Origin of the sequence: Streptomyces sp. NPDC047525 (assembly GCF_040643025.1) — a bacterium.
Classification (GTDB): domain Bacteria; phylum Actinomycetota; class Actinomycetes; order Streptomycetales; family Streptomycetaceae; genus Streptomyces; species Streptomyces durmitorensis.
In genome coordinates, this window is the sequence record NZ_JBEYTL010000007.1 from 99,221 (window position 1) to 114,753 (window position 15,533).

Consider the following 15,533-nt stretch of genomic DNA (forward strand, 5'->3'; position numbering starts at 1 on the left):
ACGTAAACCGCAGATGGGTGGAGCGCCCTGAATCAGCGTGTTACGGGGTGCTCCCACCCGGCGGACGGAGTCCGGCGCAGCACTCCGAAGCCCGCGAAGCGGTGCGAGGGGTGCGTCAAGAAGAGGCTCGAACCGGACCCGGGGGCGCCGCGCTACCTGGTGACGGTGCGGGGTCTGGGCTACAAGTTCGAGCCGTAAACCGCAGATGGGTGGAGCGCCCTGAATCAGCGTGTTACGGGGTGCTCCCACCCGGCGGACGGAGTCCGGCGCAGCACTCCGAAGCCCGCGAAGCGGTGTGAGGGGTGCGTCAAGAAGAGGTCCGAACCGGACCCGGGCGCGCCGCGCTATCTGGTGACGGTGCGGGGCCTGGGCTACAAGTTCGAGCCGTAGACGGCCCCTCGGTAGACGGCCCCTCAGTAGACGGCCCCTCAGTAGACGGGCGCACGCGGACACACGAGAGGGCGGGAACCCGGCACCGGGTTCCCGCCCTCTCGCTTGTACGTACGTCGATCAGTGCCCGGAACCGGCACCCGCGGCCGCATCGTGCGACGCGGCGCCGGACGGGTCCGTGTTCGCCGCACCGGACGCGCTGCCCGACGGCTGTCCGGACGGCTGCCCCGAAGGGTTGGCGCCGCCGGACGCGCCCTCGGTGGGCTCACCGCTCGCGGAGCCCGAGGGCTTCGTCGACGGCTTCGCGTCCGGGGCCTCGGGAACCTCGGTCGGGCCCCACTTCTTGAAGTAGCTCTCCGCCGGCACGACGAAGGTCTCCATCTTCACGTCGCCGGTCTTGCTGAAGGCGAAGGTGACCGGCTGCGCGTTGCCGTCCTTGACGGCCTCGCGGCTGCTGGGCAGGACGGCCGACGCGTTGTCCTTGCCGCCGATGATGACGGAGCCACCGGCGGGGATGGTCAGCGGACCGCCGCGCTTGGAGGCCTTGTCGTCCTTGGCCGGCGTGATCTTGGCCGTCTTGCCGGTGCCGATGACCTTGATCTCGTCCAGGGTCTGATCGGTGCTGCCGTTGTTGAAGATCGTGGCGGCGACCACGGCGGGACCCGTCGACTTCAGGTCGGGCTGGGTGATCACCATGGCGTTCTGGATCTTGATGTCGCCGACGGCGGTCGCGGCGTTGTCCGGCTTGATCTCGTGCGTCTGAGCGTTGTTACCGGCGCCGCACGCGGCGAGCGACGCGAGCGAGAACGCGATGGCGGTGGCGGCGATGGCGCCACGTCGAAGGCTGCGGCTCACGGCGGCGGCAACTCCTTGAACGAGGGCGGTACGGGAGGGGCGGGCGGCCGTAAAGCCGTCCTAAGTGTGTGTCAGCGGGCTTAGGTTACCGAGCCGTTCCCGCGCCACCGCACCCGACCCGCCCCTACGGCCCGCGAGCCTCTCTCGTGGCACTCCAGTCCCACCGCACAGCCGCTTCCGTTCCCCCCGCACAAGCCACTTCCGTCACCCTGACGCCATTGGCCTCTCGTTCACCATTCACATAAGCGCCGTCAAGGGTCGCCGCGGCCCGTCCTGCGGATTTCCGGTAAGGAATGCATGGCGGTCCGGGGAAGTCCGGGGAAGTCCCGGAAATTGATCACCGCGGGGTGCTTGATCAATTCCGGATTCATGTCGAACGCCGACCCGGCACGTGTCTCCGATCGCCGAACGGAGTAGCGGAAGTTCACCGCTTGGAACCTGGCAAACCGGGACGTTCAGCCTCGTGGAGCGCTCTCGGAGGGCGTGTGACGGGCGCGTTTCCGCTTCCCCGAAGAGCCGCTCCCACCTGCGAATACCTCGCTCCGGAAGCCCTGCGCAGCACGTTCCTGTTGCTGTTGTCAAGCCCCGAGATATGCCCTGACCTGCGAAAACGCCATTCAGAAGAGGCGGTTCTCGTGTTAGGATGGATAGCCACGGAAGGGGTACCTGTCACATGACGTTCAAGGTTGGCGACACCGTGGTCTATCCCCATCACGGGGCCGCGCTGATCGAGGCCATTGAGACTCGCCAGATCAAAGGCGTGGACAAGACCTACTTGGTGCTGAAGGTCGCCCAGGGCGACCTGACGGTACGTGTGCCTGCGGACAATGCGGAGTTCGTCGGCGTACGTGATGTGGTCGGTCAGGACGGGCTCGACCGGGTCTTCGAAGTACTGCGCGCGCCGTACGCCGAAGAGCCCACGAACTGGTCCCGTCGCTACAAGGCAAATCTCGAGAAGCTCGCATCGGGCGATGTCATCAAGGTCGCGGAAGTCGTGCGTGACCTGTGGCGTCGTGAGCGTGAGCGCGGACTGTCCGCGGGTGAGAAGCGCATGCTCGCCAAGGCTCGCCAGATCCTGGTGAGTGAGCTCGCCCTCGCGGAGAACACGAACGAGGACAAGGCCGAGGCCCTGCTTGACGAGGTCCTCGCGTCCTGATCGCGTCCTGACATACGCATACGTCTTGGCGCCATGAATGCCGCGGTGCCCGCTGACCCTCAATGGTGTCGCCGGGCGCTGCGGCATGTTCGTACCCAGACTTCATGCCCAGGCGCAGTCCCTGTTTCTTTGTCTTTGAATTCGTGCCTCGTACTACCCAGTACCACGTCACGTATTCGGTTCTGCTCGGTGTGCGAGCCGGGCTCGGGCAGCTGACTCGACCAGATGTCACGGAAGGGTCCGGTCAAGGCGTTCGCGCCCGGCTCGCTGAGGCCATACCCACCTCGCCCGAGCCCACAAACCTGAACGGAAGCGATGTCTGAGGAATCCCGCACCGCGGTCGTGATCCCCGCCGCCGGACGCGGCGTACGGCTCGGCCCGGGCGCCCCCAAGGCGCTCCGCGCGCTGAACGGCACGCCCATGCTCATCCACGCCGTACGGGCCATGGCCGCGTCCCGCGCCGTGTCGCTCGTCGTCGTCGTGGCCCCACCGGAGGACACGGCCGAGGTCAAGTCACTCCTGGCCGACCACGCACTGCCCGAGCGCACCGACTTCATGGTGGTCCCCGGCGGTGAAACCCGCCAGGAGTCCGTGAAGCTCGGCCTCGACGCCCTGCCCGAGGGCATCGGCGTCGTCCTGGTGCACGACGCGGCCCGCCCGCTCGTGCCCGTGGACACCGTCGACGGCGTCATCGAGGCCGTACGCGAGGGCGCACCGGCCGTCGTCCCCGCGCTGCCGCTCGCCGACACCGTCAAGCAGGTCGAGCCGGGGGACCCCACACAGCCGGGCGCGCCCGAGCCCGTGGTGGCCACGCCCGAGCGGGCCCGCCTGCGCGCCGTGCAGACCCCGCAGGGCTTCGACCGCGACACCCTCGTGCGCGCCCACGCGACGGTCACCGAGAACGTCACGGACGACGCCAGCATGGTCGAGCAGCTGGGCCTCCAGGTCGTCGTCGTGCCCGGCCACGAAGAGGCCTTCAAGGTGACGCGGCCCCTCGACCTCGTCCTGGCCGAGGCCGTGCTCGCCCGCAGGAGGGCCAACGATGGCTTCTGAGACCCCGGCCCGTCTCCCCCTGCCGCAGGTCGGCATCGGCACCGACGTGCACGCCTTCGAGGAGGGGCGCGAGCTGTGGTGTGCCGGGCTCCTCTGGGAGGGCGAGAGCGCGGGCCTCGCCGGGCACTCGGACGGTGACGTCGCCGCGCACGCCGCCTGCGACGCCCTGTTCTCCGCGGCCGGCATCGGCGACCTCGGCGCGCACTTCGGCACCAGCAGGCCCGAGTGGTCCGGCGCGTCCGGTGTGACGCTGCTCGCCGAGGCGGCCAGGATCGTGCGCGCCGAAGGCTTCGAGATCGGCAACATCGCCGTCCAGGTCATCGGCGTACGCCCCAAGGTCGGCAAGCGGCGCGACGAGGCGCAGAAGACGTTGAGCGCCGCCGCGGGCGCCCCGGTCGCCGTGTCCGGCACGACGACGGACGGCCTCGGCCTCACCGGCCGCGCCGAGGGCCTGGCCGCGATCGCGACGGCACTGGTCGTGCGGACGGACTGACCGGGGTACGTACCGGCGAGGATGAAATGCCGCTGCGGCGGGGTGTGTTGGAGCAGTATCGGGAAAGCACGCCCCGCACAGCCGCACGGCATCCATCGACGCAGGAGAGAGGCACCCGCCATGGCCGCCGAACTGTCCGACAAGCTCAAGGCCCTTCTCGACACCCCCGTCTTCATCTCCGTCGCCACGATCCAGCCCGACGGCAGCCCTCAGGTCTCACCGGTCTGGGTGAAGCGCGACGGGGACGACCTGCTCTTCTCCACCACCCTCGGCCGCCGCAAGGAGAAGAACCTGCGCCGCGATCCGCGCGTGACGGTGCTGCTCCAGCCCTTCGACTCGCCGTACACGTACGCCGAGATCCGCGGCGAGGCGACGATGACCACCGAGGGCGGGCAGGAGCTCATCGACGAGCTGGCCCTGAAGTACACCGGCCTGAAGTACGTGGAGTTCAATCCGTCCTCCGTGAACGACGACCCCCGCGTCGTCGTCCGCGTCACTCCGCGCAAGGTCGTCGGCCGCCTCTGAGGGCTTCCCGCCCCGCGCATGTCACAGTTCCGTGCCCTGTTGACCCAGGAGGTCGCAGGGCACTGTCCTTGGACCACTACCCTGGAGTGGTGACGATTCGCCTGTACGACACCAGCGCCCGGCAGATCCGAGACTTCAGCCCGCTCATCGACGGTTGTGTCTCGATCTACCTGTGTGGCGCGACGGTGCAGGCGGCCCCGCACATCGGGCACATCCGGTCGGGCCTCAACTTCGACATCATGCGCCGGTGGTTCGCCCACCGCGGCTATGACGTCACCTTCATCCGCAACGTCACGGACATCGACGACAAGATCATCCGGAAGTCGGCCGAGCAGGGCCGCCCGTGGTGGTCGATCGGGTACGAGAACGAGCGGGCCTTCAACGACGGCTACGACGTCCTCGGCTGCCTGCCGCCCACGTACGAACCGCGCGCCACCGGCCACATCACCGAGATGGTCGAGATGATGCGCGGCCTGATCGAGCGCGGCCACGCGTACGAGTCGGACGGCAACGTCTACTTCGACGTGAAGTCCTTCCCCGGCTATCTGGAGCTGTCCAACCAGGAGCTGGACAACCTCCTCCAGCCGTCGGGCGAGGGCGAGACCGGCAAGCGCGACCCGCGTGACTTCGCCATGTGGAAGACCGCCAAGGAGGGGGAGCCCAGCTGGGAGACCCCCTGGGGCCGCGGCCGTCCGGGCTGGCACCTGGAGTGCTCGGCGATGGCCCACAAGTACCTCGGCCGTGAATTCGACATCCACGGCGGCGGCATCGACCTGATCTTCCCGCACCACGAGAACGAGATCGCGCAGGCCAAGGCCTTCGGCGACGCGTTCGCGCGGTACTGGGTGCACAACGGCTGGGTCACCATGAGCGGCGAGAAGATGTCCAAGTCGCTCGGCAACTCGGTCCTCGTGTCCGAGATGGTCAAGAAGTGGCGCCCGATCGTCCTGCGCTACTACCTGGGCACCCCGCACTACCGCTCGATGATCGAGTACAGCGAGGAGGCCCTGCGCGAGGCCGAGTCCGCGTTCGCGCGGATCGAGGGCTTCGTGCAGCGCGTGGTCGAGAAGGCCGGGGGCACCGTCGAGCCCGCCGCCCAGGTGCCGCCCGCCTTCGCCGACGCGATGGACGACGACCTGGGCGTCCCGCAGGCGCTGGCCATCGTCCACACGACGGTCCGGCAGGGCAATTCAGCCCTGGCCGCCGACGACAAGGAAGCCGCGGTCGAGCGGCTCGCCGAGGTGCGTGCCATGCTCGGCGTGCTCGGCCTCGACCCGCTCGACCCGCACTGGGCCGGTGAGGGCGACCGCGGGGAAGACCTCCACGGGGTCGTCGACACCCTCGTACGCCTCGTGCTCCAGCAGCGGGAGGCGGCGCGCGGCCGCAAGGACTGGGCCACCGCCGACGCCATCCGCGATCAGCTCAACCAGTCCGGTCTCGTCATCGAGGACGGCCCGAACGGACCGCGGTGGACTCTCGGCCCGCGCTGAGCGTCTGACCTCGCGATGTGCCGCCCGGCGACCCGGGCGGCACACTTCATATACGTACGCAGTCACGCAGTGGGCCGCCGCGCAGCATGCGGGCAGCCACACGCATCACAGAGACAGGTAGGTCATGGCCGCTAACAACCGCCGCATGTCCGGCAAGAAGGGCGCGCAGGTCGGCAGCGGCGGAAATCGACGCCGCGGCCTTGAGGGCAAGGGCCCGACGCCGCCCGCCGAGGCGCGCAAGGGACACAAGAAGAACCGCATCGCCAGCGCCGTGGCCAAGAAGGCCTCCGGTGGCCCCGGCGGCGGCCGGCGTCCCAGTGCCGTGAAGGGCCGCGGCAAGGGCACGTCCGAGATGGTCGTGGGGCGCAACTCCGTCGTCGAGGCGCTGCGCGAGGGCGTGCCGGCCTCGACGCTCTACGTCCAGCAGTTCATCGACAACGACGAGCGCGTGCGCGAGGCGCTGCAGCTCGCCGGTGAGCGCGGCGGCATCCACCTCATGGAGGCCCCGCGCCCCGAGCTGGACCGCATGACGAACGGCCTCAACCACCAGGGGCTCGTGCTCCAGGTGCCGCCGTACGAGTACGCGCACCCCGAGGAGCTCGCGGCCGCCGCGTACGACCAGGGCGAGGACCCGCTGATCGTCGCCCTCGACGGCGTGACGGACCCGCGGAACCTGGGCGCCGTGGTGCGTTCCGCCTCCGCCTTCGGCGGTCACGGCGTGGTCGTCCCCGAGCGGCGTGCCGCCGGCATGACCGCCGGTGCCTGGAAGACGGCCGCCGGTGCCGCGGCGCGTACGCCCGTGGCGCGCGCGACGAACCTGACCCGCGTCCTGGAGGCCTACAAGAAGGCCGGGCTCGCGATCGTCGGGCTCGCCGCGGACGGCGACCACGAGGTCGGCGACCTCGAGGCGCTGTCCGGTCCCGTCGTCATCGTCATCGGCAGTGAGGGCAAGGGCCTCTCGCGGCTCGTCGGCGAGACCTGCGACTACCGCGTGCGCATCCCCATGCCGGGCGGCACGGAGTCCCTGAACGCCGGTGTGGCGGCGGGAGTCGTGCTCTACGAGGCGTCCCGGCGCCGGAGTTAGTCCGCACCCCGGACGCCCGTCGGCCCGTATTTCGCGGGCCGGCGGGCGTTCGTGGGAGATCTTGACGCGGTCCGGACATTTCCGCGCGGTCAAGGCAGTGTCCTAAACACACATCACTCGGTTAGATGAGTGTGGACACCAGAACGCCCCGCAATCCCACGGGGGGAAGCTCGTCAGGGTTCGACGAAGCTCCCGCGCTGAGCATGGTGAAGGTGCCGAGCGACCCGGCGCAGGTCATCGTGAATCACGCGAGCTTCCGCGTGCAGCTCCCCACCGCGCAGCGGACCCAATCCCCGCGTATCGCACGGCACTTGAGCACTGCCGACGACACCGTGCGCATCCCCGCAGTCGGCTCCGCCGCACGGCGCCGCTCGCCCGTCGTCTGGAGCGGGAAGTCCGAGCCGGGTGACCCCGGAGCCACCGGACTCCTTCAGGCGGTGCGCGGCACCGGCGTGCGCCATTCGGCCGAAGCCGGCGGCTCCTCCTACGACGACGGAGGTGCCACGCAGGTCATCCCCCGCATCGACGAGGACGAACTCGAGAGCACGCAGGCCACGCCTGCCGTCATCGGGCCTCGGCACCCCGATCCCGAGACCCGGCTGATCCCGCGCATGCCGATGTCTCAGAGCGACCTCGACGAGCGGCTCCCCTACGAGGACGACGAGTTCGACGACGGCGACGACGACGGGCGCCAGGTCGTCAGGCGGCATGGGGCCGATCCCGTGCGGCACGCCTATTACCCCGGTCGCCGCATGAACCTCGGCGTCGTGCTGCTCCCGCTGCGCGTCTTCCTCGGGTTCATCTCCATCTACGCCGGCATGGGCAAGCTCTGCGACCCCGTGTACTTCGACGGCGGCGACCGCGGCTCCATGGTCAAGTGGCTCAACTCGCTGCACCCCTGGGCGCTCGCCGAGCCGCTGCGGGACTTCGCGCTCTCGCACCCGGTGGGTGCGGGGCTCTGCATCGCCTTCCTCCAGATCATCGTGGGCGTGCTCACGGTGCTCGGGCTCTGGCAGCGGGTCGCGGCCAGCATCGGCGTGCTCCTGTCCGCCGCGCTCATCGTCACCGTCAGCTGGAAGACCGTCCCCGCCTACGACGCGCCGGACATCATCTATCTGGCCGCATGGTCGCCGCTGATCATCGCGGGCGCACCCGTCTACTCCGTCGACGGACGTCTCGCGGGCGAGGCCTGGCGCACGCTCGGGCCGCGCGTGGACATCTGGGAACTGCGGCGCCGTGTGCTGCGGCGCGGCGCGCTCATCGGCTCGATCGTCGTGGGGCTCACGCTCCTCATCGGTTCGATGCTGGGCAGCGCGGTGCGCGATGCCGACCGCGTGACCGTGCCGGGTCCCGGCGAGGCCCCGCGCAACGAACTGCCGGGCTCGCCGCTTCCGGGGGAGCCCGGGAAGAAGCAGCAGCAGCGCCAGGGCCAGTCGCAGAGCCCCACGGCCTCCGGGTCGGGGGCGCCGACGCAGGGCAGCTCCGCGAGCCCTACGCAGGGCGCAGGCGCCGCGACCACGCCGGGCGCGGCGCGCGAGACCGCGGGCGCGGGCGCCGGGCAGGGTCAGCCGAGCCAGACGCAGGGCACCACGGGACAGGCCCCGCCCCAGCAGTCGTCGCCCCAGCAGCCCCCGTCGTCGGCCACCGCAGGACCCACGTCCAGCGGCGGCAGCGGCGGTGCGCCCGAGGGCGGCGCGAGCGGCGGCAGCACGGGCGGCGGCGGCAACGAGCGGCTCGTGGGCGGGCTGCTCGGCGGCGGCTGAGGCCGAGCAGGCGCGTGACCGGCAGTACGCCGACGGGGCCCCGCACAGACACTGTGCGGGGCCCCGTCGGCGTACGCGGGGAAGAAACCCGGTGAGCGGGGAGCAACTAGGTAAGCGGGGGAGAAACCCTCAACCGGTCTGTGCCGCGAGCTCCTTGGCCGCTTCCGTCAGGTCCTTGGCCGTGTCGATGGCCCGCCAGTACGCGCCCTGCGGCAGCGGGAAGCCCGCCAGGCTCTTCTCGCGGGCGAGGCGCGGGAACGTGGTGCGCTCGTGGTCGCCGCGGTCCGGCAGGAGCCCGGTGAAGGAGGCGGAGAAGACGTACACGCCCGCGTTGATCAGGTACGGGGACGGCGGGGACTCGATGAAGTCCGTGATGTGGCCGAACGCGTCCGTCTCGACGGCGCCCCACGGGATGCGGGGGCGGGCCAGGGCGAGGGTCGCGGTGGCGTCGCGCTCGGCGTGGAAGGCCGCCATGTCGCGCAGCGAGAAGCGGGTCCAGATGTCGCCGTTCGTCGCGTACCAGGGGCGGTCCGCGTGCGGGAGGTGACGGGCGGCGTACTTGAGGCCGCCGCCGCGGCCCAGGGGTTCGGTCTCGACGACCGTGGTGACGTTCAGGGGGAGATCCGCCGACTCCAGCCACTCCTGGAGCACTTCGGCGAGATGGCCGCACGAGACGACCGCGTCGGTCACGCCTTCGGCGGCCAGCCAGGAAAGCTGATGGCCGATGATCGGGGTCCCTGTGCCAGGGATCTCGACCATCGGCTTGGGCCGGTCGTCGGTGTACGGCCGGAGGCGCGAACCTTGGCCTCCGGCCAGGATGACGGCCTGCGTGGGTCTGTGAGCGTGAGGGTCGCCGGTCATGCCGGAAACCCTACGTCCCGGCCCGGTCAGCCGTTCTGGTGGGCGGCGACGCCCGTCGCGAAGGACGTGTCGCAGACCGGGCGCGAGTACGACTGGGCACGGCTCGGGCCGTACTTCTGGACTGCGGCGCGGCCAAGGGCACGGGCGATGGAGACGCAGTGCCGGGCGAGCGACGGGTGGCGGTTCACCTCCTGCTGGAGGTGGGTGAGCGCGACGCCCGGGTTCCTGTCCTGGAGCTCCAGGAGCAGCCGGTCGCGCAGGACGTCCTGCGGCGCGCGGGACTTGGCCGGTACGGAGAGGTTGTCGGCGGATGCGGTGAGCATCGAATCCGACGAGTTCCCGGACCAGTTGACGCTGGTGACCGCGAGGGTCCCGGAGAGCACCAGCATCACGGGCAGGACGAGGGCGAGCGTGCGGCCGATGCGTCGGGCGGGGCCTCGGTGGGCTCGGCGCGGCTTCTGGGTGTAGTTGGCGGAGTGCGTCACGCGAGTGAGCGTAGCGGTCGGTGATGATTTGGCGACATTACGTCACTCGGTCGAGCGACGGAGAATGAGGTTTCTCTGGAGCGGTGTTGACGGGCACCTGGCGAAATGACCGGTCTGCCGGGGTATTTGTCGACAACATGGGCGAACGCGCAGGGCCCCGCACCGAAGTGCGGGGCCCTGCGTATGGTGCGGGGTCAGTCGGTGAGGCGCTCGCCCGTCGACGTCGAGAACACGTGGATCTCGCCCGGACGGGGCACGACGTGCAGCTGCGTGCCCTTCTCCGGGACCTTGCGGCCGTTCACGCGGACCACGAGGTCCTTGTGCTCGCCGCCGACCTCGGCGGAGCCGTAGACGTAGCCGTCGGCGCCGAGCTCCTCGACGACGTTCACGGAGACGGCGAGGCCCGCCGGGGCGTCCTCGGTCTCCTTGGAGAGGGACTTGGCGGTGGAGCCGTCCTGCTCGACGATGTCGAAGTGCTCCGGACGGACGCCGACCGTGACCGTGCGGTCGCCCTTGTCGGCCGCGGCGGACAGCGCCTCGCGGTTGACCGGCACGACGGAGTTGCCGAACTTCACGCCGCCGTCGGTGATCGGGACCTCGACGAGGTTCATGGCGGGGGAGCCGATGAAGCCCGCGACGAAGAGGTTGGCCGGGCGGTCGTACATGTTGCGCGGTGAGTCGACCTGCTGGAGCAGACCGTCCTTCAGGACGGCCACGCGGTCGCCCATGGTCATGGCCTCGACCTGGTCGTGGGTGACGTACACGGTGGTGATGCCGAGACGGCGCTGCAGCGAGGCGATCTGCGTACGGGTGGAGACACGCAGCTTGGCGTCGAGGTTCGACAGCGGCTCGTCCATGAGGAACACCTGGGGCTCACGCACGATGGCGCGGCCCATGGCGACACGCTGGCGCTGACCGCCGGAGAGGGCCTTCGGCTTGCGGGCCAGGTAGTCCGTGAGGTCGAGGATCTTCGCCGCGTCCTCGACCTTCTGGCGGATCTCGGCCTTGTTGACGCCCGCGATCTTCAGGGCGAAGCCCATGTTGTCGGCGACCGTCATGTGCGGGTAGAGCGCGTAGTTCTGGAACACCATGGCGATGTCCCGGTCCTTGGGCGGCAGGTGCGTGACGTCGCGGTCACCGATGCGGATGGCGCCGGCGTTCACGTCCTCCAGGCCCGCGAGCATGCGCAGGGAGGTGGACTTTCCGCAGCCGGAGGGACCGACGAGGACGAGGAATTCGCCGTCCGCTACGTCGAGCTCGAGCTGGTCGACGGCGGGCTTGTCGCCACCCGGGTAGATGCGGGTCGCCTTGTCGAACGAAACAGTGGCCATGGTGAAGGCCCCCTTCACCGGCAGGAACGTGCCGGACGATCCGTTGTAAAGAGAGGAGTGGTGTAGTCCACCTGAGTGAACTGCTCGGACGGTACCCCGGGGGGGACCGGTCTGTCAGTAGTCCTGCACCCGCGACCTTCGAGGAGATTCTCGAAGGTCGCAGAGCAACTCACTTTTGGCTTCGCTTCGAGCGGGGGCAGAGCAGATTTCTGACCTCAGCACAAGGCTTCCTGCTTCACGGCCCACCGCCGACCGACCACGGGCTACCCCGTCATCGCGCACGGTCTTACATGAGCTCCACAGGCATTCCGGCCGACGGCCCGTCGGTCCGTACCACCGGCCACACCTACGCGGCCAGCAGACACTTCTCCAGCTCCGACGCCTTGATCACCGCCGGGGCCTTCCGGCCCGGCGGCAACGCGGCAGCCACCAGCCGGTACAACCGCATCCCCTCGTCCCGGAGGTTGACCGCCGCGTTCACGTCCCTGTCATGCGTTGCACCGCACTCGGCGCACGTCCATTCCCGGACAGAGGCGTCGAGCTTTGGCCCCTTCGCATGACAGGCCGAACAGCGGCGGGTGGACGGGAAGAAACGGTCCACCACCACCAGCGTCCGGCCGTACCACTCACACTTGTAGCGCAGCTGCCGCAACAACTCGCCCCACCCGGCATCGCGGATCGCCCGATTCAGCTTCGCCTTGCGCTGTCTTCCCTTGCCGCGCGCCGGACGCATCAGGGTCACGATGGACAGGTCCTCCACCACGAGCACTTGGTTCTCGCGCACGAGGCGGGTGGTGAGCTGATCCAGCATGTCTTTGCGTGCGTCGTCGATGAGCGCGTAGAGCCGGGCGATCTGCCGCCTGGCCTTCTCCCGGTTCTTCGAACCCCTCACTTTTCGGTGCAATTCGCGTTGCAACCGCGCCAGCTTCTCGGCGTACCGCTTCAGCAGTCGCGGGTGATCCACCTTCGTCCCGCCGTCGAGTGTCACGAGCGACGCAAGCCCGAGATCCAGACCGACGGCTCTCGGCTCCCGCGAATCGGTGAGGAAGACCGCGGGCAGAGGCGGAATCTTCTCCTCCACGAGCACGGAGAGGAAGTGCCGCCCCGCCCGGTCCCGCGTCACCGACAGCCGGACCGGAAGCGTCTGGGCAGGCAGTGCACGGGACCACCGCACATCCAGAGGTGACGATTGCTTGGCCAACTTGACCGAACCAGTCCCCGGCCGCTCCGGATCCTCCACCCAACTGAACCCCGTCCGGACGTACGTCGCCGAATCCCGCGACCGGCGCTTCCTCTTCCGCTTCGGATACTTCGCCGACCCCTTGAAGAACCGCGTGTACGCCTGATCCAGGTGCCGCAACGACTGCTGAAGCACGGTCGACGACACCTCCTGGAGCCACGACGTCTCCTCGGCCCGCCGCCAACCCGTCAGCGCCCGACACGTCTCCGCAAAGCCGACGTTCACTCGGTGCCGCTCCCAGGCCCCGGAACGCAGAGCAAGACCCTCGTTGTAGACCCAACGGCAGGCGCCGAACGTCTTCTCCAACTGCGTGGACTGTTCCTTGGTCGGATAGCAGCGGAACCGGTAGACGCGCTGCCGGGTGCCGGGCTCCTTGGCGCGGCTCTTCATGGGAGATGCCGGGCGGGCGTGGTGCTTGCGGCGGTCGGCGATGCCGAGCGCCTCGCGCTTGACGCGCTTGGCCTCTGCGCCCGTCACCGCCTCGGGCTTCTCTGCCGCGTCCCCCATGCACCCCTCCCCGGGTCCCGCAGTCCGATAGTCGGAACAGCACGTCGGTCCGTTCAACGAACGGGTGCACGGGTGGTTACGCACGGATCCGGATGGTGGGTGGCTGGGCAACTCCGTGGCTTGAGGAATCAGGCTCTGTGTAAGGTGGAGCAGCCTTCGCGTACGACGTTGTTGTGCGTGGTGCCGCCTTAGCTCAGTTGGCAGAGCGGGTGCCTTGTAAGCTCCAGGTCGTCGGTTCGATTCCGACAGGCGGCTCAACGAAAAGCCCAGGTCAGAGCAGGTGTGGCCTGGGCTTCTTCATGTCTTCGAGTGCCCTTGTCCGACCAGTGGCCCTCGCTTGCCCTCTCCAGGACACTTGCCTTCAGGGGAAGTGCAAGGGGGAGCGAGTGATATGAGCGGTCGTTCGAGTGGCCTGATCGGGGAGTGGGTCGAGGCGCAGCGCCAGCAGCAGCGTCAGCGTGAAGCGCAGCTTCGGCTGGAGTTGGAGCGGGAGCGCGATGAGGCGCGGGAGCTGCGTGGGCGTGATCGGGACATGGTGCGGATGCAGCGTGGGCGCCAGGCCGAGTATCGCCGGCGGCGTGAGGCGGAGGCGCTGCGGCTGACTGATGAGCTGGATTCCCGAGTGGAGGTCTTGTCGGGGTTCCTCGCCGACGGGTGTCAGGCTTCGGCGTTCAGCGCTGCTTGTTTGAGGCGCGAGGAACCGGCTGTCGACTGGCGAGTGCGCGATGAGCGAGTTGCTGCGCAGGTTGGGGAGGTGCGTGCGCACAACGAGCGAGTGGTCGAGATGATCGCAGCGTTGCGGGAAGGGGATCCGGCGACGGTTGTGGAGTACTTTTCGGCTGCTCTGTACGCGTCGCGTGTGTGGCCTGATGGATTTCCGCGTCAGGTGGTGGCGGCTTTTGATCCGGTGGTGCGGCAGCTGGTTCTGAATTGGCAGTTGCCGTCGTATGACGTGGTGCCGGAAGCTCGATTGGTTCGGTATTTCGTCGGTTCGGATCAGCAGCGGGAAGTCCCGAGGCCGATGGGGCAACGGAGATCGTTATACAGAGGTGTGCTGGCGCAGTGTGTGTTGCTCGCTTTGCGCGATCTCTTCGCGGCCGATGAGTTTCTTTCTTCGGTCGCGTTGAATGGCTTCGTAGATGATTTTGATCTGGCCACGGGGATGCGGGCGGAGATCTTCCTGGCCACGGTGATGGTCGAGGCCGAGGTTTTCGCCCGGTTGCGGCTGGAGTCGGTGGGGCCGGTGGACTGTCTCGTTGACGGGCTGCACGGGCAGTTGGCCGTGCGGCCGGAGCAGCGGGCGGCCGTGCGCCCTGAGAGGCTGCCCCAGCAGGTGGGCTCGGGTGTGGTGGCGCGTGGGGTTGAGGGTGAGCCGGATTTGCTGGTGATGGATCCGGTGGAGTTCGAGGGGTTGGTCGCTGATCTGTTCCGGGCGCGTGGCATGCAGGCGGTCACGACACAGCGCTCACATGACGGGGGCGTGGACGTGGACGCGGTGGATCCGGATCCGATCAGTGGCGGAAAGATCGTTGTTCAGGTGAAGAGATATCGCAATACGGTTCCGCCGAGCGCTGTGCGGGATCTGTACGGCACGGTTCAGGCGGCAGGCGCCAACAAAGGGGTGCTGGTAACGACGTCGGGATTCGGCCCTGGTTCGTATACATTCGCCAATGGGAAACCTTTGACGCTGGTGGCCGGGCCTGAGCTGGTTGATTTGTTGCATCGGTGCGGGCTGCGCGGTCGGTTGGGCGGAGAGGCCGCGATGCCGGGTCCGCAGCTGGGGGCCGCCGAAGAGCCGGACGTCGAGGGTGGCGAGTACAACGTGGTGGGCATGTCATGGGCGGGAAGTGTGCCCTTGGATGTGTGTGCGCTGGTGTGCGTGGGGGGCCGTGTGCTCAGCGACAGCCACTTCGTCTTCTTCAACAATGACCGGACGCCGGACGGCTCGGTGCGGATGCTGGGTGAATTCGCTGGGGACCGGGCCGCGATCCGGGTGGCGTTTGACGACCTGCCGAAGGAGGCCGACCGGCTGGTGCTGGTGGCCGCGGTGGATCCCGCGGCGGATCCGAGCGCTGATCTTGGTGGCTTTACCCGAGCCGGTATTCGTCTGCGGGACGCGGAGGGTGGGGAGTTGGATCAGATTCCGGTGTCGGACGGAAGGCCTGGTGAGACCGCGTTGGTCCTGGGCTCGTTCAGGCTGCGGGCGAGCGGGGACTGGCATTTCGTGGTGGGCGGGAAGGGCTACTCGGGTGGGTTGGAGTCGCTCGTCCGGGAGTTCGGGGTTGACGTTGAGTAGTGGG

Annotated in this window: 13 protein-coding genes, 1 tRNA gene and 2 pseudogenes; 11 read left to right on the forward strand and 5 right to left on the reverse strand. The window is 68.9% G+C overall.

Annotated features, from left to right (window positions below; all coding sequences use genetic code 11):
- Positions 1 to 114: 114 nt before the first annotated feature.
- Both ABZ833_RS21410 and ABZ833_RS21415 read left to right on the forward strand, forming a co-directional pair.
- Positions 115 to 198, forward strand: a pseudogene (locus ABZ833_RS21410) (DNA-binding response regulator); the annotation flags it as partial.
- 108 nt (positions 199 to 306) lie between these two features.
- Positions 307 to 390 (forward strand): annotated as a pseudogene (locus ABZ833_RS21415) (DNA-binding response regulator); the annotation flags it as partial.
- 120 nt (positions 391 to 510) lie between these two features.
- Here ABZ833_RS21415 and ABZ833_RS21420 read toward each other — a convergent pair.
- Positions 511 to 1,245, reverse strand: coding sequence for a DUF461 domain-containing protein (locus tag ABZ833_RS21420; protein WP_361048936.1), 735 nt, complete (start codon positions 1,243 to 1,245; stop codon positions 511 to 513).
- A 673-nt stretch (positions 1,246 to 1,918) separates the two neighbouring features.
- Between ABZ833_RS21420 and ABZ833_RS21425 the strand changes: the two genes are divergently transcribed.
- The 7 genes from ABZ833_RS21425 (at position 1,919) to ABZ833_RS21455 (ending at position 8,809) form a co-directional block, all read left to right on the forward strand.
- Positions 1,919 to 2,401: a CarD family transcriptional regulator gene (locus ABZ833_RS21425; protein WP_003953493.1), complete on the forward strand. Its 483-nt coding sequence runs from the start codon at positions 1,919 to 1,921 to the stop codon at positions 2,399 to 2,401.
- 315 nt (positions 2,402 to 2,716) lie between these two features.
- Positions 2,717 to 3,454 carry a 2-C-methyl-D-erythritol 4-phosphate cytidylyltransferase gene (gene ispD, locus ABZ833_RS21430; protein ID WP_361048938.1) on the forward strand — a complete coding sequence of 246 codons (738 nt, stop codon included), beginning with the start codon at positions 2,717 to 2,719 and terminating at the stop codon, positions 3,452 to 3,454.
- The gene (ispF, locus tag ABZ833_RS21435) at positions 3,444 to 3,947 is read left to right on the forward strand and encodes a 2-C-methyl-D-erythritol 2,4-cyclodiphosphate synthase (RefSeq protein WP_361048940.1); all 504 of its coding nucleotides are present in this window, start codon (positions 3,444 to 3,446) and stop codon (positions 3,945 to 3,947) included. The genes ispD and ispF overlap by 11 nt, the downstream gene beginning before the upstream one ends.
- Positions 3,948 to 4,067: 120 nt before the next feature.
- Positions 4,068 to 4,472, forward strand: a complete 405-nt coding sequence (locus tag ABZ833_RS21440; RefSeq protein WP_249589164.1) for a PPOX class F420-dependent oxidoreductase — start codon at positions 4,068 to 4,070, stop codon at positions 4,470 to 4,472.
- Between the two features lie 89 nt (positions 4,473 to 4,561).
- Positions 4,562 to 5,962: a cysteine--tRNA ligase gene (cysS, locus tag ABZ833_RS21445; RefSeq protein ID WP_249589165.1), complete on the forward strand. Its 1,401-nt coding sequence runs from the start codon at positions 4,562 to 4,564 to the stop codon at positions 5,960 to 5,962.
- Between the two features lie 124 nt (positions 5,963 to 6,086).
- A complete protein-coding gene (gene rlmB, locus ABZ833_RS21450) occupies positions 6,087 to 7,046 on the forward strand; it encodes a 23S rRNA (guanosine(2251)-2'-O)-methyltransferase RlmB (protein ID WP_361048943.1) in 960 nt (319 codons plus the stop codon).
- Positions 7,047 to 7,171: 125 nt separating this feature from the next.
- Positions 7,172 to 8,809, forward strand: a complete 1,638-nt coding sequence (locus ABZ833_RS21455) for a DoxX family protein (RefSeq protein WP_361048945.1) — start codon at positions 7,172 to 7,174, stop codon at positions 8,807 to 8,809.
- Between the two features lie 129 nt (positions 8,810 to 8,938).
- Here ABZ833_RS21455 and ABZ833_RS21460 read toward each other — a convergent pair whose 3' ends face one another.
- From ABZ833_RS21460 to ABZ833_RS21475, 4 genes are all read right to left on the reverse strand, one after another.
- The gene (locus ABZ833_RS21460; protein ID WP_249589168.1) at positions 8,939 to 9,670 is read right to left on the reverse strand and encodes a nucleotidyltransferase family protein; all 732 of its coding nucleotides are present in this window, start codon (positions 9,668 to 9,670) and stop codon (positions 8,939 to 8,941) included.
- Positions 9,671 to 9,696: 26 nt separating this feature from the next.
- On the reverse strand, positions 9,697 to 10,155 hold the full coding sequence (locus tag ABZ833_RS21465; protein ID WP_361048947.1) for a hypothetical protein: 459 nt from the start codon (positions 10,153 to 10,155) through the stop codon (positions 9,697 to 9,699).
- Between the two features lie 194 nt (positions 10,156 to 10,349).
- Complete coding sequence (ugpC, locus tag ABZ833_RS21470) at positions 10,350 to 11,486, reverse strand: sn-glycerol-3-phosphate ABC transporter ATP-binding protein UgpC (RefSeq protein ID WP_361048949.1); 1,137 nt, start codon at positions 11,484 to 11,486, stop codon at positions 10,350 to 10,352.
- 346 nt (positions 11,487 to 11,832) lie between these two features.
- A complete protein-coding gene (locus tag ABZ833_RS21475; RefSeq protein ID WP_361048951.1) occupies positions 11,833 to 13,233 on the reverse strand; it encodes an RNA-guided endonuclease TnpB family protein in 1,401 nt (466 codons plus the stop codon).
- 182 nt (positions 13,234 to 13,415) lie between these two features.
- On the opposite strand from ABZ833_RS21475, the gene ABZ833_RS21480 reads away from it, so the two are divergent.
- Together ABZ833_RS21480 and ABZ833_RS21485 are read left to right on the forward strand one after the other, a co-directional pair.
- Positions 13,416 to 13,488, forward strand: a tRNA-Thr gene (locus tag ABZ833_RS21480).
- 136 nt (positions 13,489 to 13,624) lie between these two features.
- Positions 13,625 to 15,529 (forward strand): restriction endonuclease, encoded by a 1,905-nt coding sequence (locus ABZ833_RS21485; RefSeq protein ID WP_361048953.1) that lies wholly within the window; start codon positions 13,625 to 13,627, stop codon positions 15,527 to 15,529.
- Positions 15,530 to 15,533: the final 4 nt, after the last annotated feature.